This is a genomic window from Gilliamella sp. LMG 34360 (assembly GCF_984568995.1).
In genome coordinates, this window is record NZ_OZ474900.1 from 1,796,292 (window position 1) to 1,821,844 (window position 25,553).

Here is a 25,553-nt window from a genome sequence, read left to right on the forward strand (position 1 = left end):
ATTCGCTTTCTTATGCAAAAAGTTGCTGTTTTTTCGAAAAAAATCATCAAAATTAAAAACATTAATCATTTTTTTCCTGATTTAATTTTTACAGATAAGAAAAATAAAAAACAAGCTAATGCAATTGCTGGATGGGGACTTCGCCCAACTACAAAAAAAGCAAGAAAATATGCAACAGAAAATAAACTGCCGTTTATTTCGCTTGAAGATGGTTTTTTACGTTCTGTGGGTTTGGGATTAGAGGGGTATTCTCCATTATCACTTATAGCTGATAGTACAGGTATTTATTATGATGCTCGTTTTCCCTCAGAATTAGAAAAATTGATAAAAGATAAAAGCCGTCTAGTTCTCCATTTAGATTATGCAATACAAGCGATAAAATTAATAACTGACAATGAATTAACAAAATACAATCACGCGCCAAACTTTACAGGTTTCAGTAATGAACATCATCTTCAAAATGAGAAAGTTTTAGTAATTGATCAAACTGTTGGTGATATGTCTGTCAAATATGGTGATGCAGATCAACAAACTTTTCTTGAAATGTTAGATAAAGCATTACAGGAAAATCCTACCGCAACCATATATGTTAAAACACATACAGATGTTATTAATGGTTATAAAGAAGGTTTTTTAACAAGTAATTTAAATAAAAATTCAATAGTTTTACTCAGCGAGGATATTAATCCTATTTCATTGTTAAAACAAATTGATAAAGTTTATGTAGTCACATCTCATATGGGATTTGAAGCTCTTTTATTAGGTAAAGAAGTTATTACCTTCGGATTACCATGGTATGCTGGATGGGGAGTGACAGACGATCGACATAAAAATATAAAAAGTTTAAAAAATAATGAAAGAAGAACAGAGGCGACTATTACCGAATTATTTGTAGCAAGTTATATCCTATATTGCCAATATATAAATCCATATACAGGTAAAAAAGGAACAATATTCGACGTTATTAATTATCTCACTAAAATTAAAAAATTAAATAATAAACTTCGTGGTTCAGTTAAATTAGTTGGATTTTCATTCTGGAAAAAACACGTATTACTGCCATATTTAAATCTTCCTTCAGTCAAAATTCATTTTTATTCTATTAATAAGTTTAGAAAGATTGAAAATGACAACAAATTAAATCATGATGTCAAATCCCAAAAAATATTAATCTGGGGACAAGGTAAAAAAAGTATTATTCCAATTATTCAGAACGAAAAATTTTGTATTATGCGTATAGAGGATGGCTTTATTCGATCAATAGGATTAGGCTCTAATTTAGTAATGCCATATTCCTTAGTGATAGATGGGTTAGGTATATATTTTAATTCTCAAAAAATTAGCGAATTAGAGTCATTATTAGCGACTAGAGTGGTGACAAAACAAGAGCAAGAAAAAGCTAAATCATTACAAAAATTGATAATTGAAACAAAAATAAGCAAATATAATGTTGGTAATGAAAAGAATATTAAACCTAATCATGAAAAAAGAAAAATAATATTAATACCTGGTCAAGTTGAAGACGATGCGTCGATAATATTTGGATCACCTATAATCAAAACCAATTTGGAACTGGTTCAAATGGTTAGAAAAAAAAATCAAGACGCTTATATTATTTATAAACCTCATCCTGATGTTTTAAGTGGTAATAGAATAGGGGAGATAAATAAAACGGAATTAAAAAAATATGTGAATGATATTATTGAATTTGCTGATATTATTCATTGCATTGAGCAGGTTGATGAAATTCATACAATTACATCATTAGCAGGTTTCGAAGCATTAATCCGTCATAAAAAAGTTGTTTGCTATGGTCAACCATTTTATTCAGGTTGGGGATTAACTACAGATTTATATCCTAATTCTCTTAGGCGTCGAATTTTATCATTAGATGAGTTAATTTATATTGTGATGTATGAATATTCGATATATATTCATCCTAAATCTCTAGATTTCACAGATCCAGAAACATTGGTTAAATATTTAAATAATGAAAAATTAGAAAAGACACGACTAATTAACCAATTTTGGTTAAAAAAGCAACTTCAAAAAATAAAGCACATCCTCCATCTTATTGTTAAAATAAAGTTTAGTAAAAATTGATTAAATAAGTCTGAAAACGTTATGAATGTTATAATATAATTTACTATGTGAAATTTTATCTAATTATTTTAAAAAATAGAGAAATTATTACCATTTACTAACATCTTTTACTCAAACATGCAATTTGCTCAAAAATAATTCTAATAAATTTTACAAAAATTTAATATTAGCTTATCATAATAGTAAATTAATAATAAATATTATTGTGTTTTATTACATTAATTATTATTGAAACTAAACCTTAGAATAAAGTTATATTTATAATCATAAATTAATAAATTATATGCAAGTTTTTGGTTTCATAAATGGATTTATAAAGGAACTAGATTAATAAATTATATACTTGTATTTATAACAAATAATATGTTTTTTTATGCGAAATAATTTATTATGTGAATTATGGAATGAGTCATTATTTATATGAGTTAGTTCAAACGAAAGAAAATATTCTTTTGTTACAAGGACCTGTTGGTCCATTTTTTAAAAATGTTGCAAAATGGTTACAAAATCAAGGATGTAAAGTTTATAAGATTAATTTAAATGGAGGCGATGAGTTTTTCTTTCCGCGGAATAGTATGTCTTTTTATGAACCGATTGCCAAATTTCATCAATTTTTAGTCGATTATATTGAAAAATATAATATTAATGCAATTGTTGTTTTTGGTGATTGTCGAGCTTACCACAAAATAGCTAAATTAGTAGTTAATTCCAACCCAAGTTTATCATTTTGGGTTTTTGAAGAAGGCTATTTAAGACCACATTATATTACGTTTGAAAAAAATGGTGTGAATGGCTTTTCTCTAATTCCTAAAAATTACGATTTTTATCAAAATATTCAAATTACCTCTTTTAAGAAAAACAAAGAAAAATCACATTTTTATACGATGGTTTACTATACTTGTGTTTATTATATTTTAATGTTTTTAAAAAGACGGCAATACCCAAATTATATACATCACAGAAAAAACTCACTAACTTTTTATGCTTTTCATTGGAGCTTAGCATTAATAAGAAAATTTAAGTCAAGACTAATATTGCCAAGATTAACAAAAAAAGTGGTTAATGACGAATATAATCCATTTTATATTTTTCCATTGCAATGTGATCAAGATTTTCAAATACAAGTTCACAGTTACTACCATTCAATGAGATCATATATTTTTAGGGTTATTCGATCCTTCTCTATGTTTGCTGATGATAAAAGTTATCTACTTATTAAGCATCACCCAATGGATGAAGGTTTTAATAACTATAGAAAATTGATTAAAAAATTAGCTGAACGATATGGTGTTAGTAAAAGAATAATATATATGCATGGTATTCCTATGCCTGTTTTGTTAAGGAAAGCCAAAGGATTAGTTACAGTTAACAGTACTTGTGGACTTTCAGCGCTTATCCATGGATTACCAGTTAAGGTATTAGGTAATGCTCATTATGATATAAAAGGACTAACTTTTCAAAAAGGGCTCCATTATTTCTGGAAAGAAGGGCAAAAACCTGATGCTGAATTGTTTGAACGTTATCGAACTTATTTATGTAGTAAATCCCAGATAAAGGGATCAGTTTATTATACTGATTTTGAGTTGGACATTAATTAATTTCTTTCGAAAATATTAGCGAGAAAACTAGAATGGAAAATATAAATATAATTGGTAATTATTCGGACCATAATGGAAATTTGGTTTTCGCGCCTAAAAATTTACATAATGTTACAGTGAATTTTGTTGGCGGAAACAATAAATTAATCATTGCTGATACAAGTAAAATTCGTAATATTAATTTTGATTTTCCATCACATAATGCAGTTATTATGATTGGTGAAAATGGAAACTTATCAGGGCAAATAAGAGCTGGTTATTGTTGTAATATTAACATTGGCGATAATGTAACTTGTACTAATAAAATATATATAACATCAGCAGAAAAAACGAAAATTGTAGTTGGAGATGACTGCATGTTCGCAACAGGTAATCAAATTCGTTCGGATGATGCTCATGCAATTTATGATGTTAATACAGGAGATCGAGTAAATAAATCAAAAGATATCATTATAGGTGAGCATGTATGGTTTGCTTTTAATTCTGTCGTTTTATCTGGTAGTCAAATAGGTGAAGGTTCTGTAATTGGTTTTGCCAGCGTTGTAAAAGGAAAATATCCAAACAATTGTGTAATTGTTGGATCTCCTGCTAGGACCACTAAAAAAGATATTGCTTGGGAACGGCAAAATATCATGTTAACTGAGCCCTGGATTAGAACACATGCTAGTCAAATAAAAGCGCAAAAGCATTATTGGAATAAGACAATTAAAAATAAGCCAATATATGTAGGCCAAGGAGTATTTCATAATATCTATAAACTCTCACCTATAAAAGACTCTATTGATGAAAAAAAATGTCATCATTATGTTGAATTGTATAACATTTTATTAAAAAACAATAAACTCTATTTAACAGGTATCGCTGCTATTATTGGCATCCCTTGCCCTGATTATACTCCTTGTATAAAAAACTTCTTATTATTTAGTAAAGAGAATTCATGTTATCAAAAACAGTTAGCAAAATTTTCAGATCCAAATATTAGTCGGAAATTATTTAATGGAGATTATATTAGTTATGATAAAGCTGGAATGTTTACATTTAAAAATGAAGGTTTATTAATTGATGATATTCCTGATGGTATTTATAAATTAGGGGTGAAGTCAACCTTTAAAGAATTGGAATATTACAGTGATCTAAAAATTGAAAATTTGAAAGAGTCAGTTTTTCAAGATTCAGAAATTATTTTAAAGTTATATTGTGTTAAACACTCTGTTTATTTTGAGAAAGTAAGTAAAAAATTAAAATAAGTTTTGTATTATGAGTAAATGTTAATTTGATAGTATGAGTAAATTCAATAAATTTGTAAGAAATCCAGGTATTTTTCTTAGGGACTATTTTATAAATAAATATCCTTTATCATTTGATGAACAAGGTCACAATGTTATTAATGAAAATATATTAATCACGGATGATTTTAGGTTATATAACATTTATGAAAATCAATGTTCAGAAACTATTGATGTGGTTATTACATGGGTTAATAATAATGATCCCAATTGGATTAAAAAGCTAAATTATTATAAAGCTCATAGTAAAAGTGATATTAATCATTTATCGATTGATAATTCAAGATTTGAAAATCATGGTGAACTATACTATGTAATAAAAAGTATTGAATCTCACATACCTTGGGTAAACTCAATATATTTAGTTACAGATGAACAAATTCCAGAATTTCCTTTGTCCAATAAAGTTAAAATAATTGATCACAAGCAAATAATAAATCATAAATATCTTCCCACATTTAACTCTCATGTTATTGAAGCACATTTACATAATATTCCTAGATTGTCTGAAAATTTTATTTACTTTAATGATGATGTGTTTATTGCCAGAAAACTACCTAAAACACATTTTTTAAGTGGCAATAATTTGTCATCTTTGTTTTTAAATAAAAAAAATTTGGATCAAATGATTCAGAAAGGTATTAATACTCCAACTTTATCTGCTAGTTTAAATTGTCGTAATTTACTATTAAAAAAATATAATAAAAAAATAAATAATCCATTAGCTCATACTTATGTTCCATTAAAGAAATCATATTTCGAGTTAGCTTGGACATTGTTTACAAATGAAATTAATGGATTTCTTCCCAATCGATTTAGATATGAAAATGATCTCAATTTAGCGACATTCCTAGTTCCTTGGATGATGTATTTAGAAGGTAAATCCAAATTGTCACGTGATATTTGTTACTATTTCAATGTACGTTCATCAACAGCTAAAACTAATTATACTTTCCTTAGTAATAGATATGAGTCATTGCCTCATTCTTTTTGTGCAAATGATTTTTCAGCAAAAAATATTAATGAAAAAAACTACAAAGATAATTTAATAAAGTTTTTGAGTAGATTTTATATTTAAATAAATAATAACAGATTAAAATTATTTCTTTAATCGGCTAACTTCATGAATTATAGGGTCTTAAAAGATTATGTCAATAATAAAAAAATGGAATAAATTAAAAAAGAATCCTAAGCTTTTTTTCTCAGATATGTATGTAAAAAGGCAAAATTATATTTTAAAGCATGCCCCATCAATAAAATACAAAACAGGACAAGAATTCTCTGTAGTATCAGCAGTTTATGGCGTAGAGAGATATTTAAATGATTATTTTGAAAGTTTAGTCAATCAAACTATTGGATTTGAGGATCATATTCATTTAATTTTAGTCGATGATGATTCTAAAGATAATTCTGCACAGCTCATTAAAAAATGGATAAAAAAATATCCAAATAATATTACTTATATTCATAAAGAAAATGGTGGACAAGCATCTGCACGTAATTTCGGTATGGATTATGTAAAAACTAAATGGGTAAGTTTCATGGATCCTGATGACTTTGTCAGTTTAGATTATTTTGAAGAAATTGCAAAAGTGTTGGATAAAAATCCTGAAGATATAGGAATGGTTAGTTGCAATTTCATTTTTTATAATGAAAATGTTGATCAATACAGTGATACACATCCACTAAAATATCGTTTTGCAAATGGAGTAAAATATAACTCTAATTTTGAGTTTGGAAAAAATATCGTGATGTCCGTTAATTCAGGAGTATTTCTTACACAAGTAATTCTTGAAAACGATTTATTTTTTGACACTAGATTGAAACCTTCATTTGAAGATGCACGTTTTGCTTCAGAATACATATACTATGTTAAAGCACTAAAAGTAGCTTTTTTACCTTCCGCTAAATATTATTATAGAAAAAGAGATGACAATTCTTCAACCTTAGATACATCTTGGAATGATAAACGTAAATTTTTAGATGCTTTAGAACGCGGTCCAATATTTGTTTTGGAATTTTATAAGGAAAGATTAGAACAAATACCAGAATTTATTCAACGACAAGCTTTATATGATTTCGCTTGGATTTGTAAACGTTTAATCAATAATCCAAATCCTTTAAATATCCTCAGTGAAGATGAAAAAATTAGGTTTTATGAAAATGCCAAAAAGGTTTTATCTTATATAGATAAAGAAGTAATTTTGAGTTTTGATTTAGCAGGTATTTGGTTCTTATTCAAAGTAGGAATACTAGGATTTTTTAAAGGTATAACGGATATAAGTCAGATCGCCTATATAGAAAGATATGATCAAGCTAAAAAAGAAATACTAATCTCGTATCATAGTTATAATGATAGTAATATTGCAATACTGTTTGATAATAATGATACAATTCCAAAGTATCAAAAAAAGAAAAAACATACATTTGGTGATAGATATTTTGTAACAACATATAAACTATGGGTTCAGTTACCAGAAAACTTCAATAAATTTGAAATTAAATTTAATGGTGTTCATTCAAAAATTTTCATCAAAGGAACTTTTTTTTATACTGGGGTTTCTTATGAAAAAATGATAGAAAATTTAGCAAAGTTCGTTCAAACAAACAGAAGAGATCATTGGATTTTAATGGACAGAGATTCTGCAGCTGACGATAATGCAGAGCACTTATATCGGTATATAAGATCTGCACATCCAGAGCGAGATATTTACTATGTATTATCTAACAAATCTCATGATTGGAATCGTTTGAAAAAAGATAATTTTAATTTATTAAACTTTGGCTCCTTTGAACATAAAAAATTATTAAGAACGGCATCAAAAGTAGTGAGTAGTCATATTGATAAATATGTTAATGATTATTTTCCTGACGGATCAATGTTAAATCAACAATTTGTATTTTTACAACACGGTGTGATTAAAGACGATTTATCAAATTGGATTAATACCAAGAAAAATGTAAGTATAATGCTTACGAGTACAGAACCGGAGTTCAATTCAATTGCATTTGACGATAAATACTTTTTAACAAATAAAGAAGTAAAATTAACAGGTTTACCAAGGCATGATGCATTATTTTTTCAAAAAGACAAATTTGCATCAGATAAAAAAACGATCTTAATAATGCCTACATGGCGTGATTCTATTTTACCTAAAGCAAAAACAGATCGTTCAGAGCGCGATAAAAATCCTGATTTTATGTTAACTGATTATGCTGTACATTGGAAAAGTTTCATACATAGCGAAGAGTTAAAAAAAATAACGAATGATGGAATAAAAGTTATTTTTGCACTACATAAAAATATAGAACCATACTTGGACGAATTTAATATACCCTCATATATAGAACAATGGCGTTCTGAAAACTGTAGCATTCAAGAATTATTTTTGAAATCAACACTTCTTATCACAGACTATTCATCTATTGCCTTCGAAATGGCATATATTGAAAAACAGATTATATACTATCAATTTGATGAACATGAATTTTTTTCAGGGAAACATACTTTTTCTAAAGGTTATTTTGATTATAGAAAACATGCTTTTGGTCCTGTTGTTACGACAGAAGAAGATTTGACTAATGCTTTAAAAGAAATTGTTAAAAATGATTTTGCTATTCAAGAACCGTATTTTTCAAGAATTAAAAATGTTTACCCTTACAGAGATGGTAAATGCTGTGAAAGGACTTTTCAAGCTATTGAAGATTTAGATAAACCTAATGAAGCGCTTGAGGAAGTAAATTTTACAATACTAGCTGATTTTCTGTTAAGGGCGTATGAAGAACTTAATTGGCCAATAGCTATAGAGCGCGCTAAACGATTATTATCCTTTGATAAAACTCAAGAAGATATAGCACAACTTATTTTAGCAGAAGCATGTTACTATCAGAGAAAACCTTCAATATTTCCTGTTGATATTAATAATATTAAAAATGATAAAGTGAAGGCATTTCTTTTTATGGGATTAGAACAATGGGAGAATGCTTATGTTAGTTGGAGTAAAGTAAAGGAAAATTCAAGCTCTAAATTCTTTTATCAGTTAATTTGTTGTCAGTATTTAACTAATAATGATTATGTTGTTAAAGTTCAAAATGAATTTTTGCAACACTCAAAATATGATAAAGAAACGTCATTATTAATTAATGCATTAATATCAGCATCTAATGAAAATTGGAATGATGCTATAGAACAATTAAATATTCTACTTAAAAGTAATGTAAAAGATAATTTTTTGAAAAGATTTTTTCCTGAATTAATTCTGGCAGATGTATATAGGAAAAATAATGAACCTGATAAATGTCAAACACAGTTAGTTAATTTTGAAAAACACAAAACGGACAATTTTGAATTCGAATTACAGAAAATTAAATTATCTCTAATGAAAGAAGATTATTCTAATGTGCTCTCTCATTTAAAGAAAACATTTAATAATAACTATATGATAATTCCTGTTTCAGCTTTGAATCTTTACATTAAAGCACTAGATATGTCTGCAAATTGGGATGAAATCATAGCTTGCTCTAAAGTTTTATTGAAGAAAGAAGGATATTGGAAAATTCTTGCACAACAAATGTTAGCAGAGGCTGGTTATCGAAAATATCAAATATCTCTGTTTTTTAATAATGTAAAAGTCCGGATTGAAGATATTAAAGATAATAAAACCAAAGCATTTATTTTAATGACTCAAGAAAAATGGGAAGAAGCGTTTCAATATTGGGAAAAAATCAATGATAAAAAAGTGATAGATCTTTTTTATCAATTAACGTGTTGCTACTATATCCCCAATTCGCTCCATACAGCTAAAATTAATTTTGATTTTTTAGAAAAAGGATTATTTGAACAAAATGAATTAGATATATTAAATGGGCTCATGAAAATGACACAACAAAATTGGGGTGGGGCTATTATGCAGCTTAATCCTTTAATAAATTCTAGTACATCTGTATATTTTTTGAAAAAATATATACCACAATTAATTTTAGCTGATATTTTTCGTAACATAGGGCAATTTGAAAAATCAAATGAGTTATTAGACGATTTCGAAAAACACACTCCTAATAATGTAGAATGCCATATACAAATGGCAAAAGTGTCCCTTGCTCAGAAAAATTATCAAAAAGTAGTTAATTTATTAAATAAGATATTTGATAATAAGTACCAGTTGATGCCGCCGTCAGTTTTATCTTGTTACATTAAAGGATTAACAATGTTTGTAAGTAATGAAATGGCAAATTTAGATAAAATTATTAAATTTTCTGAGAAAAAATGATATTTTATTCAATTGACAACCTTTTTATCAATATAGAGGTTGTCAATAAATAACAAGATAACTTATCCGTTAATTAAAGTTTTTTAATGAGTTAACTTTTTCATTAAAGCATCGAACAACATGCATTTCCATTCCTACAAGTTGTTTGACTGTTAATGGTTTTTCCATGCAGAAAATCTCAAATCCCTCTATTTTGGATGCATAATCAAGCCATAAATTTCTATATAAATATATATGACTTCCGTTATTAAAAATAGACCATTTGATTATATTTTTTTCAAGTTTTTTCCAAGGTTTAAATTTTGTAATAAAATGGATATTTTTAGTATCAAACTCAAAATTATCATCACTTTCTCGTGTGGATAGAACTCGATGATTATAAGTTTCTGGAATTTTCTTGAATTTTCCTTTTGTACTTTCAATGACTAATGCAAAAGCAATTTGTTCTAATAATTTTGCATTAGGAGACTCTCTTTTAAGTAATTGGTAAACTTCAGATAGTTTTTCGAAAAAATTTTGTTCAGTATAAATTTTATTATTAAAACCAAGAAATCCTACATTCATGTAATCAATACTTTGTCCTGAAATTATATTTTCATCTATGAGTTTTTTAATGGTTTCTTTTTCAATATTTTCTTTTTCTAAATCTACTTTATTAGACCACCCGGAAAAAAAAACATCACAAGGTTCTATTTCATCTAATATATATTTACCAACACAAAGAATATCATAATCAACTTTATAGGAATAAGTATAACCTAATTCACCAAGATAAATAGGTAATGCATAATTATAAAAAATATCAATAGGCCAATGATTTTCAATCATAGTCGAAAATTTTTCTTCAATACCAAATTTGCTTAATTCCTTAGTATCAACAAAATTTATCGAATATTTATTTAATGTTTGTTGCATAGATGGTGTCAATTTACTACCATCAAAACACATAAACAGATCAAATATACCTTCATTGTGTTCATTAATACTTTCCAAAGCAACGAGCGCGGGAAAATAAATATTCTCATCGCCCGCAATAAATACCGCCTGTTTTTTCATGTTTTTCCCTAAATAATTATTTAAAAATCCCTTAACAAGGAAAAGTCTAAAAATAGAACTACATATTATAGTATAAATTTAATTATATAAAATATTTTCACTATTAAAGTACCATAGGTTAGTATTTTAATTATTGCAATAATTAGGTCAAATTAATCTACATAACTTATATGTTTTAGATTAAATTCTCGTTTCATTTTATATACAAGTATTATCTTTTAATAAATATATTAATATTTAAACGCTTTATTAATGATGTTAGTTAACAGAGTAATGTGGAGTATCGCGAGTAAAAAAGAATTATATTTATCCTGCTGCTAATAATGTTTTCATTATAATTGCCGTTAATAAAGTGCTAGGTAACATAAATATATATAAACAGGATGTTATCTAGATAGTTATACTAAAACAAATGAATAGTATGGGTATAATTTTACTCAAACTATGCTTTCCTGAAAATTCTTGACAAGAATTACTAAATTAATTATAACATTCGATTCTTACTCGTGAGCTAATCATTTTAAGTTGTATTTTTAAAAAGAGTCATTAATGCTACATCAACAAAGCACCAATAATAAATTAGAACTTCTTAGCCCAGCCAAAAATATCGAAATTGCTAAACAAGCCATTTTACATGGTGCAGATGCTGTATATATTGGCGGACCAAATTTTGGCGCTAGACATAATGCCGGTAATTCGGTTGGCGATATTGCACAATTAGTTGAATTTGCTCATCAATATTATGCAAAAATTTTTGTTACATTAAATACTATACTTCATGATAATGAATTGGAATCAGCAAGGAATCTGATTTGGCAATTGTATGATGCTGGAATCGATGCTTTAATTGTCCAAGACATGGGCATATTGAATATGGATATTCCACCAATTGATTTACACGCTAGTACTCAAATGGATATTCGGACACCTGAAAAAGCAAAATTCCTTTCTGATGTTGGTTTTTCTCAAATTGTGTTAGCTCGAGAACTTAATTTAACTGAAATTGCTAATATTAATCAGAATACTGATGCAAACATTGAGTTTTTTATACATGGTGCACTGTGCGTAGCTTTTTCTGGCCAATGTTATATATCTCATGCTCAAACTGGACGAAGTGCTAATCGAGGAGATTGCTCACAAGCGTGTAGATTACCTTATACTTTAAAAGATGATAAAGGTCGAATTGTTGCTTATGAAAAACATTTATTATCTATGAAAGATAATAATCAATCGGACAATCTAATTGGGTTAGTTCAAGCAGGGGTAAGATCATTTAAAATAGAAGGGCGATATAAAGATCTGAGTTATGTCAAAAATATAACAGCATTTTATCGGCAAAAATTGGATAAAATTTTAGATGAATCATCTGATTTAGTTCCTGCTTCTAGCGGTCGAGTTGAACACTTTTTTACACCTGACCCTAATCGAACATTTCATAGAGGAAGTACAGATTATTTTATTCATGGTAGAAAGCCAAATATTGGTGCTTTTGATTCCCCAAAATTTATTGGTTTACAAATTGGCGAAATAACTAAAGTTACATCTAAAACTTTAGATATTAAATCCAAAAGCACATTAAATAATGGTGATGGAATTAATGTATTAATTAAACGTGATATTTTTGGATTTAGAGCGGACAAAGTCGAAAAAATATCACGAGATCATTACCGCATTTACCCTAATGAAATACCTAAACAGCTTTATTCTATTAAATTGCCACATGTTGTTAATCGAAATTTAGATCATGTATGGCAACAAAATTTACTAAAAGATTCGAGTAAACGATGCATTGGTGTTTCATTCGAACTCCGAAATAGTACTGATGGTATTAGCTTAATAGCAATAAGTGAAGAGGGTATTAGTGTTGAATTAGCACTCAAAGGAAATTTTGAACCTGCTACTCAGCCAGATAAGATTCTTAAAAAAATTCAAGAAAATATATCTAAACTAGGAAATACAATCTATTATCTTTTAGATCTCAAAATAAATTTATCAGAAGTTTATTTTATTCGTAATAGCCAACTCAATCAGTTAAGACGAGAAGTTATTGATAAACTCACTATAGAAAGATTAACAAATTATAAGCGCAATATACGAAAACCAGAAATAAGCCCAACGCCAATGTATCCAGAAACACAATTGAGTTTTTTAGCTAATGTTTATAACCAAAAAGCTCGAGAATTCTATAGTCTACACGGTGTTGAATTAATTGAAAGTGCTTATGAAGCCCACGAAGTCAAAGATGACGCTCCATTAATGATAACTAAACATTGCTTAAGATTTGCTTTTAATTTATGTCCAAAGCAAGCTAAAGGTATACAAGGTGTTAAAACTAAAGTAACACCCATGAAATTAGTGCAAAATAATAATGAAGAATTATTACTGAAGTTTAATTGCAAAGCTTGTGAAATGCAAATTTGGGGAAAAATAAAAAAACATATATTAAAAATGCCATTACCTGGTAGTGATATTATTTTAATGGTCAAAAGTTAAAATTCTATTATAAAAAGAGAATTTTTAATATAAGGCTCATTATTTAATGAGCCTTATATTATACAGATTATAATTAATAGTGACTTATAAAAGTCAAGAATAACAATTAAGTTCAAAATAAAAGAAGAGAAGAAAAGAGGGCTAAAAAATATTAAACAGTACCTGAATACATTTCAATAAATTATATTTAACATAATATACATTATGCGAACCGATATAAATTTACAAGCAGAGCGCTAAATCACAATGCTAACTGAAAAATTTGTGACATCTTGTACCTGCTCGGGATTGGACAATCAGACACTTTGACTTATCGAATTTCACGAACAGTCATAGGACTGAATTTAGATAAATTAAAACGCTGTGCTATATCAATTCCTATTTTGCGTAATCTAGCTTTATGCATCAGATGCTGACAGCATTAATGACAGTAACGCAATTGTAAATAAAATAGGCGTTGAAGAATATAAATCTTATCTAATTGATTCAATCAACAAAATAAAATTAATTAATGATCCTTCAGAATTTGAAGATTCAGTCTTTATTTTATTAAAAGCCATTGGAGCTAATAAAACATTTCAATTTGATCGAATTAATCAAGCAGGCAAGGCTGATGGTTTTTTTTACAATAGAAAATTTAGCTGTAATGCATGACTGCACTTTACAAGGAAATTTTGAATCATTTAAAGAAGAGCAAATTGAAAACTATATTAATAAATTATGCCAAAAAGCTCAATTAACCTTTTTAACCTTTAATACAAAAAAAATTGATGGTGGAATTACACCTAAAACTATTCAATTAGCAGGTATGGATAATAACTAAAGGTGAAAGCAAAGAATTAAGTGATTTTGATAATGTAAAAGTTAAAGAAATTTTTATTTATGATCTTTGTGAAATATACAAAAAAAGGCTTCATGATATAACTTACAATAATGAAAAATTAGTAAATGATCTTATTTTTATCGGTAAATAATTTTTGTAGTGGCTAAATGTATGATAACGTAACTTCTATTTTATTAAATTAAATTACTGGTTACGAAGCCAAAACAAAAAGCGAAAGTAGATGCTTTATTTATTTTTGAGATATATTTTTATAACTAATTATCAATAACATTAACTTTTAATTTTTTTCTTCATAGACTGTTCGTGAAATTCGATAAGTCAAAGTGTCTGATTGTCCAATCCCGAGCAGGTACAAGATGTCACAAATTTTTCAGTTAGCATTGTGATTTAGCGCTCTGCTTGTAAATTTATATCGGTTCGCATAATGTATATTATGTTAAATATAACTTATTGCAATGTATTTAAGTACCGGCCAATATCATTTAGTCCTCTTTTCTTCTCTTCTTTTATTTTGAACTTAATTGTTATTCTTGACTTTTATCAATTATTATATAAGATATAAATTATATCGGTTTAGTGTAGTTTTATATGAAATATAAAGTTTTTTTGTATTTCTATAAAGATATTAGATTATTTTTGTAAATAAAAAAATAATGTCTAACTACTCTCTGTTTTTTATTATAGAATACATTGTTCTTGTCAACTAATGGATTAACATTTTCGGAAAGATGCAAACTAAATATAAGTCATTACGATCAAAAAGCTATTCTGTTCCATGTGAATTGTGCAGTACTGGATCACTATGTATCCCAATGTTACTCAATAATACCCTACATACAGTGTTAGATCGTAAAAAGTCTTATATAAAAGATGAGATCTTAATTCACGAAAACACTTCTTTCACAAAATTATTCATCATCCATTCAGGCGCATTAAAAACCTATGTTACTACTTCAAATGGTAATGAACAAATCAATGGTTTTTATCTACCAGGTGATATTGTTGGGTTAGACTCCATTTCAACAAGGGTTTATAACTATACTGTTAAAGCGTTAAATAATGTTTCTATATGCGAACTCCGCTATGATGAATTAATGGAATTAGTTGATACAAATAAAACTACAAGAGATATGATTTTAAAATTATTAAGTAATGATATCTATAATTTTCAAAAGTTAGTTTTATGTTATTCACAAAAAAAGGCTGATGAACGTCTAGCCTATTTTATTTATTCTCTTTATAAACGTTATGAAAAACGTGGTCATACTTCATTGAATATAAAGTTATCTATGAGTAGAACCGATATCGCTAATTATCTAGGATTAACCATTGAAACTGTTAGTAGAATTTTAACTAAATTTCAAGAACTTGATATTTTATCCGTGAAAGGTAAATATATTTTCATCAAAAATTTAAACGCTTTAATTGTTTTGGGAAAGTAATTTATTTCATGATAAAATGTTAAATAAGTTAATTCTAAGGTTAATCAAATATGATAAGTTTAAAGAAAACTCTTATTGTAGCGACTATCGCTGCGAGTCCAATTAGCTCATTTGCAGCTCAACAATTAAATGAAGAACAAGCTAAAGACCTTCAATCTTTTAAACAAATTACTGTTCGTGGTGCTTTTTATACCGATAATGATTATGTCATGGCTATGTCAAAAGCAGCTGATAAAGAAGGTGCTTCAGCATTCTATATAACTACTACGAATATCAGTCCATCGAATGATACATTGCGTATCGTTTACGCTAAATTATATAAGTCAGATGCACCAAAGGCTGTTGAAACAGCTGAGAACTTTCGTAAATTTGAAGGTGTATTTGAATATCCAAAATCTAAGGCGATTCGTTTAGAACCTTTTAATATTGTGCGCATACGTGGATACTTTCCTAGTGAAATTGATTTAAATCAAGCTGTTGCAAAAGAAGCTTTAGCAAAAGGTGCCTACGCTTTTTATATTGATTCTCGTTCTGAATTAGGCAGCAATATCCAAGTCGCAGCTTACTTGTTTAAAAAAGATGCTCCAGAGCGTAAACTTCAACCTGAAAACGCCATTCCTTATGATTCTGAAGCTGGCCAACTTGCACTTGCACAAGGTGGTGAAGCAGCGATGCAAGTTGAAAAACCTGGTTATTATTCACCATCTGCATTTAATGAGAAATTTTATGCAGACAAATTTAATAATAAAGTAAAAGTAATAGATCAATCTACCACAAAGACAATACAAACGAAAATAACTGGAACTGCTTCAACCGATGTTGCTCCTGCAGTTGCAACCGAACCACAACGCTTAACACGTTACACTGTAACGCTTCCTGACGGAAGAAAAATTCAAGAATTGAATGATGCTACAGCCGCAAAAATGGTTGCTTTTGATACTATTAAATTCCGAGGATATTATGTAACTGATCATGAAATTTCTTATCAAGCAGGTAAAAGAGCGATTGAAAATGGAGCTAAATATTATCATATTGCTCGAGTAGCTCATGATACTAAAGGACCTAATATCACTGTATTTGTAGATCTTTATAAGTAGCATTTTTGAAGATGGGCGTATTCCACGCCCTACTTTCTCTTTTATTTTCTTCTTATTATTTCATGTTCTAATTTTCAAACCTGAAATGATCATCCTAATATTTATAATTCAGATTTTACAAGTTCGATCTGCTGTTTAACTCGTTTAGGTGAAATTGGATAAGGGGTTCCTAATTGCTGAGCAAATAGATTCACTCTTAACTCTTCAATCATCCAACGTATATTAATGACACTATCTTTAGATCTAACAATTTGTGGCAAGCTATTAACCCATTTTTCATATTGATTTTCAACTTCCTCAATAATATTCATCGATTGTCTATCTTTTGTTACATTACCCATAAGTTTTTCAATTCTTTTTTCAATTGCTAGTAAATAACGATAAACATCAGCAAGTCGTTTATAACCCGAATCAGCAACAAAACCTTTATAAACTAGATTACTAAGTTGCCTTTTTATGTCTGACAGAGCAAAAGCTAATGATAGATCAACTCGACCTTTTAATTTTTTGTTAATGTTATAGTGTAAAGTCAAAATACTTTCTACCTGTTTAGCAATATCTATAACCGTTTCATTGATATTTGTTTTGGTATAATCAAGCAATTTTTGATATTGATCTTGATTTTGAATATTTTGATTATATTTATCTATTAATTCATCAACAGCACAAGCAATACAATCATCAATCAACATTAATACGGTACCAAAAGAATTAAAATAAAGTCCTAATTTGGATTTATTCGGTAATTTTTCATGTAAATATTTGATTGGTGAAGGAATATTCAGCATTAACAAACGTCTAAGACCCAATTTATTTAATTTTTGTTGTTCCTCTTGATTATCAACTAATTCGATACTAACTGAATCTTGATGATCGATAAGTGCAGGATAAGCTTTAACTGTATAATTTTTCTGTTTTTCTTCATAAGTTGTAGGTAATGTACCAAAATTCCAATCAGTTATATTACTTTGCTCAATGGATACTATTTTTTTGGTAGTTAAAGTGGATAAAGCTTTTTGAACTTCATTTTTTAACTGTTCTTTCAATAAGACTAAATCTTTGCCTGATGCAATTTCTTCATTATTGCTATTAATAATGCTAAATGTCATTTTTAAATAATCGGGAACCTGATCTAGTTGCCAATCTTCAGATGTGATTTTTACTCCAGTCATTTTGCGAAATTCATTTTCTAAACTTTCAAGAATTGGTTGGTCTGTTGTTTTTATTCTCTCTAAAAATGCTTCTGCATAATTCGGTGCAGGAACAAGATTACGACGTAATGACTTTGGTAATGATTTAATTAAGGCAATAATTAAATCTTTCCTGAATCCAGGAACTTGCCAATCAAATCCTCTATTTTTTATTTGATTTAACAAATCAATAGGGATTTTAATTGTGACGCCGTCACGATTATGTCCAATATCAAATTGATATTCTAATGCTAATTTAAAATTATCTTGATACCAGAAATCAGGGAAGTCACTTAGATTAACCAGCTGTGCTGATTGTTTGATCAGCATCTCCTTTTCAATATTAAGATAATCAGGTTGAGATTTTTGCTTTTGTTTCCACCAACTATCAAAATGTTTTGTAGAAATAACTGAATCGTCAATACGTTTATCATAGAATTCGTAAAGCTCATCGTCGTCAATTAAAATATCTTGGCGACGCGATTTATGTTCAAGATCTTCAACTTCCTTGATTAATCTTTGATTTTGTTTATAAAATTTGTGATTAGTTAACCAATCACCTTCAACTAATGCGTGCCTGATAAATAAAGAACGACTTAAAACTGGATCAATTTTACTATAATTAACTATACGATTAGCAACAATTGGTAAACCAAATAATGTTACTTTTTCGTTGGCTATTGTGGTGCCCTGCTTTTTAGACCATCTTGGCTCACTATAACTGTATTTAATCAAATGTTGGGCTATAGGCTCGATCCATTCTGATTCAATTTTAGCTGCAGTTCTCCCCCATAATCGACTTGTTTCGACCAGTTCGCTAACAATACACCATTTCGGCTGAGTTTTAAAAAGTGCTGAATTTGGAAAAATTGCAAACTTAATATTTCGAGCTCCGATATATTCACGTTTTTCAATTTCTTTCATGCCAATATGAGATAATAACCCACTCAACAAAGAAGTATGTAATGAAATATAATCAGCAGCTTTACTGTTTATTGGAAAAGCTAATTGTTTGATGGTCTGTCTGATTTGCGTATAGACATCTTGCCATTCCCTGATACGAAGATAATTTAAAAATTCTTTTTGACATAATCGTCTAAATTGATTTCCTGATAAAAGATCTTGCTGTTCTTGGATGTAATTCCACAAATTAATTAAAGATAAAAAGTCTGATTCTTTATCAGCAAAACGGCGATGTTTTTCATCAGAAGCTTGTTGTTTATCAAATGGCCTTTCTCTTGGGTCTTGGATAGACAAGGCTGCTGTAATTATCATTATTTCTTTTGTACAACCTGATCGCCTTGCTTCTACTAACATTCTGGCCAATCTTGGATCAATAGGCAATTGAGCTAAAATTTTACCTGTTGCAGTTAAATGATACTGATGATGCTTAATGTATATTGCACCAAGCTCTTCTAATAATCGAATACCATCACGAATATATCGGGAATCAGGAGCTTCGACAAAAGGAAAAGCAGCGATATTACCTAATCCTAATGAAGTCATTTGTAAAATTACCGAAGCTAAATTAGTTCGTAATATTTCGGGATCAGTAAATTCTGGTCGTGATAAAAAATCATTTTCATCATATAAACGAATACATATACCATCCGAGGTACGCCCACAACGACCTTTTCGTTGATTAGCCGAAGCTTGAGAGATCGGTTCAATTGGTAATCGCTGGACTTTTGTTCGATAGCTATAACGACTAATTCTGGCTAAACCAGGATCGATTACATATTTAATTCCTGGTACAGTTAATGATGTTTCTGCGACATTAGTTGCAAGAATAATTCGACGTTTGGAATGGGATTGGAATATGCGATTTTGTTCTGTTACAGATAATCTAGCATATAATGGTAAAATATCGGTATGGCGTAATTCTAATTTATTAAGTATATCGGCTACATCACGAATTTCCCGTTCACCAGTTAAAAATATTAATATGTCACCAAAGCTTTCTGCTGATAGTTCCTCAATAGCATCAAGAATAGGTTGAAAATCGTTATTTGTATCATCTTCTTCATTGAAAATGGGTGGACGGTATCTCACTTCAACAGGATAAGTTCGTCCAGAAACTTCAATTATTGGCGCTTGATTAAAGTGATTAGAAAATCGTTCCACATCAATGGTTGCTGATGTAATTATTACTTTCAAATCTGGACGTTTAGGTAATAATTGCTTTAGATAACCTAAAATAAAGTCAATATTTAAACTACGTTCATGAGCTTCATCAATAATAATAGTATCATATTGTAGCAACAATTTATCTTTTTGGATTTCAGCAAGTAATATACCATCAGTCATTAATTTTATTAATGTTGTTTCACTCACATGATCTGAGAATCTAACTTTATAACCAACTAACTGCCCTATTTCTGTTTTTAATTCTTCCGCAATACGATTTGCAACAGAACGAGCAGCTAATCGTCTTGGTTGGGTATGACCAATATATCCTTTAATCCCTAAACCTAGCTCTAAACAAATCTTCGGAATTTGTGTCGTTTTACCTGAACCCGTTTCACCTGCAATAATGACAACTTGATTGTTTTTTATAGCATCATAAATCGCCTGTTTTTTTTCAGCTACAGGTAAATTGTCAGGATAATGAATTTTATTTGGTAACGACAATACTCGAGCTTGGTAATGCTGGTTAGCTGCTTGTATAGCCAAATTAATATCATTCTCTAAATGATCTTTTTTAGCCAGTTTTATTATTTTATGTTTATCTAAGAAAGTCGTTGATTTTAAATCTTTTAGTTGCTGTTGAGATAACATAGAGTGTAAAATGCTCTGTTAATAATCCAAATTGTGCTCAATTATAGCAAATTAAACTTTTTATTAGGAGTTTAAATGAAAAAAACGATTTTTATTTTACCTTTAATTGCTACAGCTTTCACCATTTCTGGTTGTAATAAATCAAACAATGTCAAAGATACCGATCTTATGCATCACCACTTTGTGCTTGTAAAGGCTAATGGACAAGAAATCGCATCTGATAAGTATGCTGAATTAGAATTCGGTGAAAATATGACAATAACAGGAAAAATGTGCAATTTATTTTCTGGTAAAGTTGCATTAAATGATAATGTTATTAAAGGTGCAGGTTTAGCTATGACCAAAATGGCTTGTCCTGATAGAGAACTGGGTGAATTAGATGCAGTTATTGAAGACTTAATTGTTAAAGGTGCAAAGATTGAATTAACAAAGGATCAATTAATTCTAAAGAATGAAGATAACGAACTTACTTATAAACTTAAAGAGTTAATGTGATTAAAACGTATGCATTTCCTCAAACATTTTGACAAATATTTATATTATTAAAATGTTTTTTAGTGGCTAAGTGAGACAATTTCATTACAAAAAGCTTTATTTTAAATGTAGTTAAGAATATAATGGCTCCAGTTTTGTAGATGTCCAAGCTTTAATGAAAATGACTAATTCTTCAAATATTTTATTTAAGTTATGTAACTATTTTGTAGTTACTCATCTCTCTATATACCAATCTAATCAATCATCAGACATTGATTTTTTTTGCGAAAAAAGATTATTTGAATTTTAAACATTAACTTTAACAACTAGTAGAAAATATTATGAAAAAGACAAAAATAGTTTGTACCATAGGTCCTAAATCTGAATCAAAAGAGATGCTAGCCAAATTATTAAACGCAGGAATGAACGTTATGCGTTTAAATTTTTCTCATGGTGATTATGAAGAGCATGGTAATCGAATAAAGAATTTACGAGAAGTAATGCAAGAAACTGGCTTAAAAGCTGCAATCATGCTAGATACCAAAGGTCCTGAAATTCGTACTATTAAGTTAGAAGGCGGAAATGACGTTTCATTAGTAGCTGGTCAAACTTTCACTTTCACCACTGATAAGAATGTCGTTGGTAATTCTGAGCGTGTTGCTGTTACCTATGATGGTTTTGCGCATGATCTAAAACCAGGTAATCGCGTGCTAGTTGATGATGGCTTAATTGCTATGGATGTTAAAGAAATTAAAGGTAATGAAGTTATCTGTACAGTTTTAAATAATGGTGATTTGGGGGAAAATAAAGGTATTAACTTACCGGGTGTTTCAATTAAATTACCTGCTTTAGCTGAAAAAGATAAAAATGATCTTATCTTTGGTTGTGAACAAGGCGTTGACTTTATTGCGGCTTCATTTATTCGTAAACGTTCAGATGTTGAAGATATCCGCGCTCACTTAAAAGCTCATGGTGGTGAAGATATCAAAATTATTTCTAAAATTGAAAACCAAGAAGGTTTAGATAATTTTGACGAAATATTAGAAGCATCAGATGGTATTATGGTTGCTCGTGGTGATTTAGGTGTTGAAATTGCGGTTGAAGAAGTCATCTTTGCTCAAAAAATGATGATTAAAAAATGTAATCGAGCATCAAAACCAGTTATTACTGCAACACAAATGCTTGACTCAATGATAAAAAATCCTCGCCCTACTCGTGCTGAAGCGGGTGATGTAGCTAACGCAATCATTGATGGAACTGATGCAGTGATGTTATCAGGCGAAAGTGCTAAAGGTAAATATCCACTTGAAACGGTGAATGTCATGGCAACTATTTGTAAACGTACAGATAGTACTATTCCTGCTTCATTGGAACTTACCGCTAAAGAAGAAAAATTACGAATTACAGCAGCAGTTTGTTGTGGTGCAGTTGAAATTGCAGAACGACTTAATGTTCCATTGATTGTTGTTGCAACTCGCAGTGGCAAATCTGCACGTGAAGTACGTCATTATTTCCCTAAAGCGCGTATTTTAGCACTATCATCATGTCAAAAAACTGTTAACCAATTAGCTTTATCTAAAGGTGTTGAGCCTATTTTAATTGATGCAATTAACTCTACTGATGATTTTTACCGTTTAGGTAAAGAAATGGCAGTTAAACATTGCGGTTTAAATCAAGGTGATACAATTGTGATGGTATCTGGAGCATTAGTTCCAAGTGGAACCACCAACACAACTTCAGTTCATAGAATTTAATTAATTCTAATATCGTTAATTAAATATAAAAAGCTAGCTATGTGCTAGCTTTTTTTTTTACTTAAGTTATCCTGTAAATATACAGTATTAATAAATTGTAAGAGATAAAAATGCTATCAGAAAAAGTATACTTTCCAAAAGAACTAAGTTGGTTGTCTTTTAATCAGCGCGTTCTACAAGAAGCCGCTGATAAAAGTAATCCGCTTATTGAGCGTATTCGATTTTTAGGAATATACTCCAGTAATCTTGATGAATTTTATAAAGTACAATTTGCTAATTTAAAAAAATATGTTTTGATTGAACAAGAACAATCTCAAGGTTCATCAAATTCAAAACAACTTTTACGCCAAGTTAATCAAAAAGTTATTCAATTAGAACTTCAGTTTGATCAGCTTTATAATGAATTATTACTTGAAATGGCCAGAAATCAGATTTTTTTGATTAATGAAAGGCAGTTATCTTCTTATCAAGAAAATTGGATAAAAAATTATTACAAAAATAATCTAAGACAGTATATTACCCCTATCCTACTTGATAGTCATACGGAATTGATTCAATTTTTAAAAGACGATCATGCCTACTTGGCTGTTGAAATAATTTGTGAAACTAGCATAAGTTATGCCCTGCTTGAACTACCTACTGATAATGTTTCACGATTCGTTTTACTTCCTTCTGAAGTGTCGACAAAAAATAAATCAATTATATTTCTAGATAATATTTTACGTTATTGTCTCCCTGAGATATTCAAAGTTTTTTTTGATGCATTAGAGCTAAATGCTTATTCAATCAATATAAATCGCGATGCTGAATATGAATTAAATACCGAATTAGATAGTTTGCTTGAACTGATGTCTCAAGGATTGAAACAACGATTAACAGCTCAACCAGTTCGATTTACCTATCAAAAGGATATGCCAAGAGCATTATTTGAATTGCTTATTAATAAGTTAAGATTAACTGAACAAGATGCCATGCCTGGAGGAAGATATCCTAATTTTAAAGATTTGGTGAAATTTCCAGATCTAGGTATTAAAAATTTGATGAATAAACATGTGCCTAATCTTGTTTATAATAGATTCAAACAATTCAGAAATTCTTTTGCAGCAATCAAAGATCGTGATGTCCTACTATATTATCCTTATTATTCATTTGGGCATGTATTAGAAATTATGCGACAGGCCTCTTTCGATCCTGCCGTGACCCACATAAGAATGAATATTTATCGTGTCGCAAAAGATTCTCGCTTTATTCATGCCGCTATAAATGCCGCCAATAATGGAAAAAAAGTAACGGTTGTAGTTGAATTACAAGCTCGTTTTGATGAAGAAGCAAATATAAAATGGGCCAAAAGATTGATCAGTAGTGGTATTAAAGTTATCTATTCACAACCAAAATTAAAAATCCATGCCAAGTTATTTTTAATTGACCGTAAGGAAAATGATGAAATTGTCCGTTATGCTCATATTGGTTCAGGTAATTTTAATGAAAGAACTGCCCGAATTTATACCGATTTTTCATTATTAACAGCAGATCCCGCTATAACTGATGAAGTAAAAAAAGTTTTCAATTTTATTGAAAATCCATTTAAACCAGTATCTTTCAATTATTTGCTGGTTTCTCCTCAAAACACACGATTACGATTTCATGAGTTTATTGAACGAGAAATAACAAATGCTAAAGCAGGAAAATCTGCAGGTATTTATCTAAAACTCAATGCGATAACCGATAAAGAAATGATTGATGCACTTTATCGGGCATCATGTGCGGGAGTGAAAATTAGAATGATTGTTCGAGGGACTTGCGTATTAGTTCCTCAAATACCTCATTTAAGTGAAAATATCTTTGTGACCAGCATTGTTGATCAATATTTAGAACATGCTCGTGTTTATATTTTTGAAAACGATGGAAAGAAAGATACCTATATTTCTTCAGCAGATTGGATGCCTAGAAATCTAGATAATCGTATTGAAGTTGGCGTTAAAATTTTTGACCCTATTTTAAGATCGACAATTCATGATATTTTTAATATCCAATGTAATGATAATGTTAAAGCCAGAATTATTGATAAAGATAATACTAATAATTATGTATTAAGAGGTAATAAGAAGAAAATTAGAGCACAACATGCTATCTATGATTATTTAAAACAATTAGAAACAATTGTATGA

14 protein-coding genes and 2 pseudogenes are annotated in these 25,553 nt (G+C 29.1%); 13 read left to right on the forward strand and 3 right to left on the reverse strand.

Annotated elements, in window-relative coordinates; genetic code table 11:
• Nucleotides 1–12 precede the first annotated feature (12 nt).
• The 5 genes from AC5LW9_RS08115 (at nucleotide 13) to AC5LW9_RS08135 (ending at nucleotide 10,257) form a co-directional block, all read left to right on the forward strand.
• Entirely contained in the window at nucleotides 13–2,103 is a 2,091-nt protein-coding gene (locus tag AC5LW9_RS08115; protein ID WP_493455623.1) for a capsule polysaccharide biogenesis protein, read from the forward strand.
• 404 nt (nucleotides 2,104–2,507) lie between these two features.
• Nucleotides 2,508–3,701 carry a capsule polysaccharide biogenesis protein gene (locus AC5LW9_RS08120; RefSeq protein ID WP_493455624.1) on the forward strand — a complete coding sequence of 398 codons (1,194 nt, stop codon included), beginning with the start codon at nucleotides 2,508–2,510 and terminating at the stop codon, nucleotides 3,699–3,701.
• Nucleotides 3,702–3,733: 32 nt separating this feature from the next.
• On the forward strand, nucleotides 3,734–4,948 hold the full coding sequence (locus AC5LW9_RS08125; RefSeq protein ID WP_493455625.1) for an acyltransferase: 1,215 nt from the start codon (nucleotides 3,734–3,736) through the stop codon (nucleotides 4,946–4,948).
• Nucleotides 4,949–4,982: 34 nt separating this feature from the next.
• The gene (locus tag AC5LW9_RS08130) at nucleotides 4,983–6,065 is read left to right on the forward strand and encodes a stealth family protein (protein WP_198227928.1); all 1,083 of its coding nucleotides are present in this window, start codon (nucleotides 4,983–4,985) and stop codon (nucleotides 6,063–6,065) included.
• Nucleotides 6,066–6,135: 70 nt separating this feature from the next.
• Nucleotides 6,136–10,257 carry a CDP-glycerol glycerophosphotransferase family protein gene (locus AC5LW9_RS08135; protein ID WP_493455626.1) on the forward strand — a complete coding sequence of 1,374 codons (4,122 nt, stop codon included), beginning with the start codon at nucleotides 6,136–6,138 and terminating at the stop codon, nucleotides 10,255–10,257.
• Between the two features lie 69 nt (nucleotides 10,258–10,326).
• On the opposite strand, the gene AC5LW9_RS08140 is transcribed toward AC5LW9_RS08135, so the two are convergent.
• On the reverse strand, nucleotides 10,327–11,313 hold the full coding sequence (locus tag AC5LW9_RS08140; protein WP_198227924.1) for a glycosyltransferase: 987 nt from the start codon (nucleotides 11,311–11,313) through the stop codon (nucleotides 10,327–10,329).
• 549 nt (nucleotides 11,314–11,862) lie between these two features.
• On the opposite strand from AC5LW9_RS08140, the gene AC5LW9_RS08145 reads away from it, so the two are divergent.
• Nucleotides 11,863–13,806 (forward strand): peptidase U32 family protein, encoded by a 1,944-nt coding sequence (locus AC5LW9_RS08145; protein ID WP_493455627.1) that lies wholly within the window; start codon nucleotides 11,863–11,865, stop codon nucleotides 13,804–13,806.
• Nucleotides 13,807–14,116: 310 nt separating this feature from the next.
• Here AC5LW9_RS08145 and AC5LW9_RS08150 read toward each other — a convergent pair whose 3' ends face one another.
• The gene (locus tag AC5LW9_RS08150; protein WP_198231961.1) at nucleotides 14,117–14,212 is read right to left on the reverse strand and encodes a phage/plasmid replication domain-containing protein; all 96 of its coding nucleotides are present in this window, start codon (nucleotides 14,210–14,212) and stop codon (nucleotides 14,117–14,119) included.
• Between the two features lie 207 nt (nucleotides 14,213–14,419).
• On the opposite strand from AC5LW9_RS08150, the gene AC5LW9_RS08155 reads away from it, so the two are divergent.
• The 4 genes and pseudogenes from AC5LW9_RS08155 to AC5LW9_RS08170 all read left to right on the forward strand — a co-directional run.
• The gene (locus tag AC5LW9_RS08155) at nucleotides 14,420–14,629 is read left to right on the forward strand and encodes a hypothetical protein (RefSeq protein ID WP_198229219.1); all 210 of its coding nucleotides are present in this window, start codon (nucleotides 14,420–14,422) and stop codon (nucleotides 14,627–14,629) included.
• Between the two features lie 833 nt (nucleotides 14,630–15,462).
• Nucleotides 15,463–16,092 (forward strand): cyclic nucleotide-binding domain-containing protein, encoded by a 630-nt coding sequence (locus AC5LW9_RS08160; protein WP_172398353.1) that lies wholly within the window; start codon nucleotides 15,463–15,465, stop codon nucleotides 16,090–16,092.
• Nucleotides 16,093–16,301: 209 nt separating this feature from the next.
• Nucleotides 16,302–16,607 (forward strand): annotated as a pseudogene (locus tag AC5LW9_RS08165) (hypothetical protein); the annotation flags it as partial.
• A 93-nt stretch (nucleotides 16,608–16,700) separates the two neighbouring features.
• A pseudogene (locus AC5LW9_RS08170) lies at nucleotides 16,701–17,189 on the forward strand (YdgH/BhsA/McbA-like domain containing protein); the annotation flags it as partial.
• A gap of 101 nt (nucleotides 17,190–17,290) precedes the next feature.
• On the opposite strand, the gene hrpA reads toward AC5LW9_RS08170, so the two are convergent.
• Nucleotides 17,291–21,157 carry an ATP-dependent RNA helicase HrpA gene (gene hrpA / locus AC5LW9_RS08175; RefSeq protein WP_493455628.1) on the reverse strand — a complete coding sequence of 1,289 codons (3,867 nt, stop codon included), beginning with the start codon at nucleotides 21,155–21,157 and terminating at the stop codon, nucleotides 17,291–17,293.
• A gap of 75 nt (nucleotides 21,158–21,232) precedes the next feature.
• Between hrpA and AC5LW9_RS08180 the strand changes: the two genes are divergently transcribed.
• The 3 genes from AC5LW9_RS08180 (at nucleotide 21,233) to ppk1 (ending at nucleotide 25,553) form a co-directional block, all read left to right on the forward strand.
• A complete protein-coding gene (locus tag AC5LW9_RS08180; RefSeq protein ID WP_334323640.1) occupies nucleotides 21,233–21,652 on the forward strand; it encodes an META domain-containing protein in 420 nt (139 codons plus the stop codon).
• Nucleotides 21,653–21,972: 320 nt separating this feature from the next.
• Nucleotides 21,973–23,385 carry a pyruvate kinase PykF gene (pykF, locus tag AC5LW9_RS08185; RefSeq protein ID WP_493454068.1) on the forward strand — a complete coding sequence of 471 codons (1,413 nt, stop codon included), beginning with the start codon at nucleotides 21,973–21,975 and terminating at the stop codon, nucleotides 23,383–23,385.
• A gap of 110 nt (nucleotides 23,386–23,495) precedes the next feature.
• Entirely contained in the window at nucleotides 23,496–25,553 is a 2,058-nt protein-coding gene (gene ppk1, locus AC5LW9_RS08190; protein ID WP_144092924.1) for a polyphosphate kinase 1, read from the forward strand.

Bases quoted from the DNA above. Each gene is read 5' to 3' on its own strand.
- hrpA (WP_493455628.1), bottom strand. From the start codon at position 21,157: ATGTTATCTCAACAGCAACTAAAAGATTTAAAATCAACGACTTTCTTA.
- AC5LW9_RS08140 (WP_198227924.1), bottom strand. From the start codon at position 11,313: ATGAAAAAACAGGCGGTATTTATTGCGGGCGATGAGAATATTTATTTT.
- AC5LW9_RS08180 (WP_334323640.1), top strand. From the start codon at position 21,233: ATGAAAAAAACGATTTTTATTTTACCTTTAATTGCTACAGCTTTCACC.
- AC5LW9_RS08160 (WP_172398353.1), top strand. From the start codon at position 15,463: ATGTTACTCAATAATACCCTACATACAGTGTTAGATCGTAAAAAGTCT.
- AC5LW9_RS08150 (WP_198231961.1), bottom strand. From the start codon at position 14,212: ATGCATAAAGCTAGATTACGCAAAATAGGAATTGATATAGCACAGCGT.
- AC5LW9_RS08130 (WP_198227928.1), top strand. From the start codon at position 4,983: ATGAGTAAATTCAATAAATTTGTAAGAAATCCAGGTATTTTTCTTAGG.
- AC5LW9_RS08115 (WP_493455623.1), top strand. From the start codon at position 13: ATGCAAAAAGTTGCTGTTTTTTCGAAAAAAATCATCAAAATTAAAAAC.
- AC5LW9_RS08125 (WP_493455625.1), top strand. From the start codon at position 3,734: ATGGAAAATATAAATATAATTGGTAATTATTCGGACCATAATGGAAAT.
- pykF (WP_493454068.1), top strand. From the start codon at position 21,973: ATGAAAAAGACAAAAATAGTTTGTACCATAGGTCCTAAATCTGAATCA.
- AC5LW9_RS08120 (WP_493455624.1), top strand. From the start codon at position 2,508: ATGAGTCATTATTTATATGAGTTAGTTCAAACGAAAGAAAATATTCTT.
- AC5LW9_RS08135 (WP_493455626.1), top strand. From the start codon at position 6,136: ATGTCAATAATAAAAAAATGGAATAAATTAAAAAAGAATCCTAAGCTT.
- ppk1 (WP_144092924.1), top strand. From the start codon at position 23,496: ATGCTATCAGAAAAAGTATACTTTCCAAAAGAACTAAGTTGGTTGTCT.
- AC5LW9_RS08145 (WP_493455627.1), top strand. From the start codon at position 11,863: ATGCTACATCAACAAAGCACCAATAATAAATTAGAACTTCTTAGCCCA.
- AC5LW9_RS08155 (WP_198229219.1), top strand. From the start codon at position 14,420: ATGGTTTTTTTTACAATAGAAAATTTAGCTGTAATGCATGACTGCACT.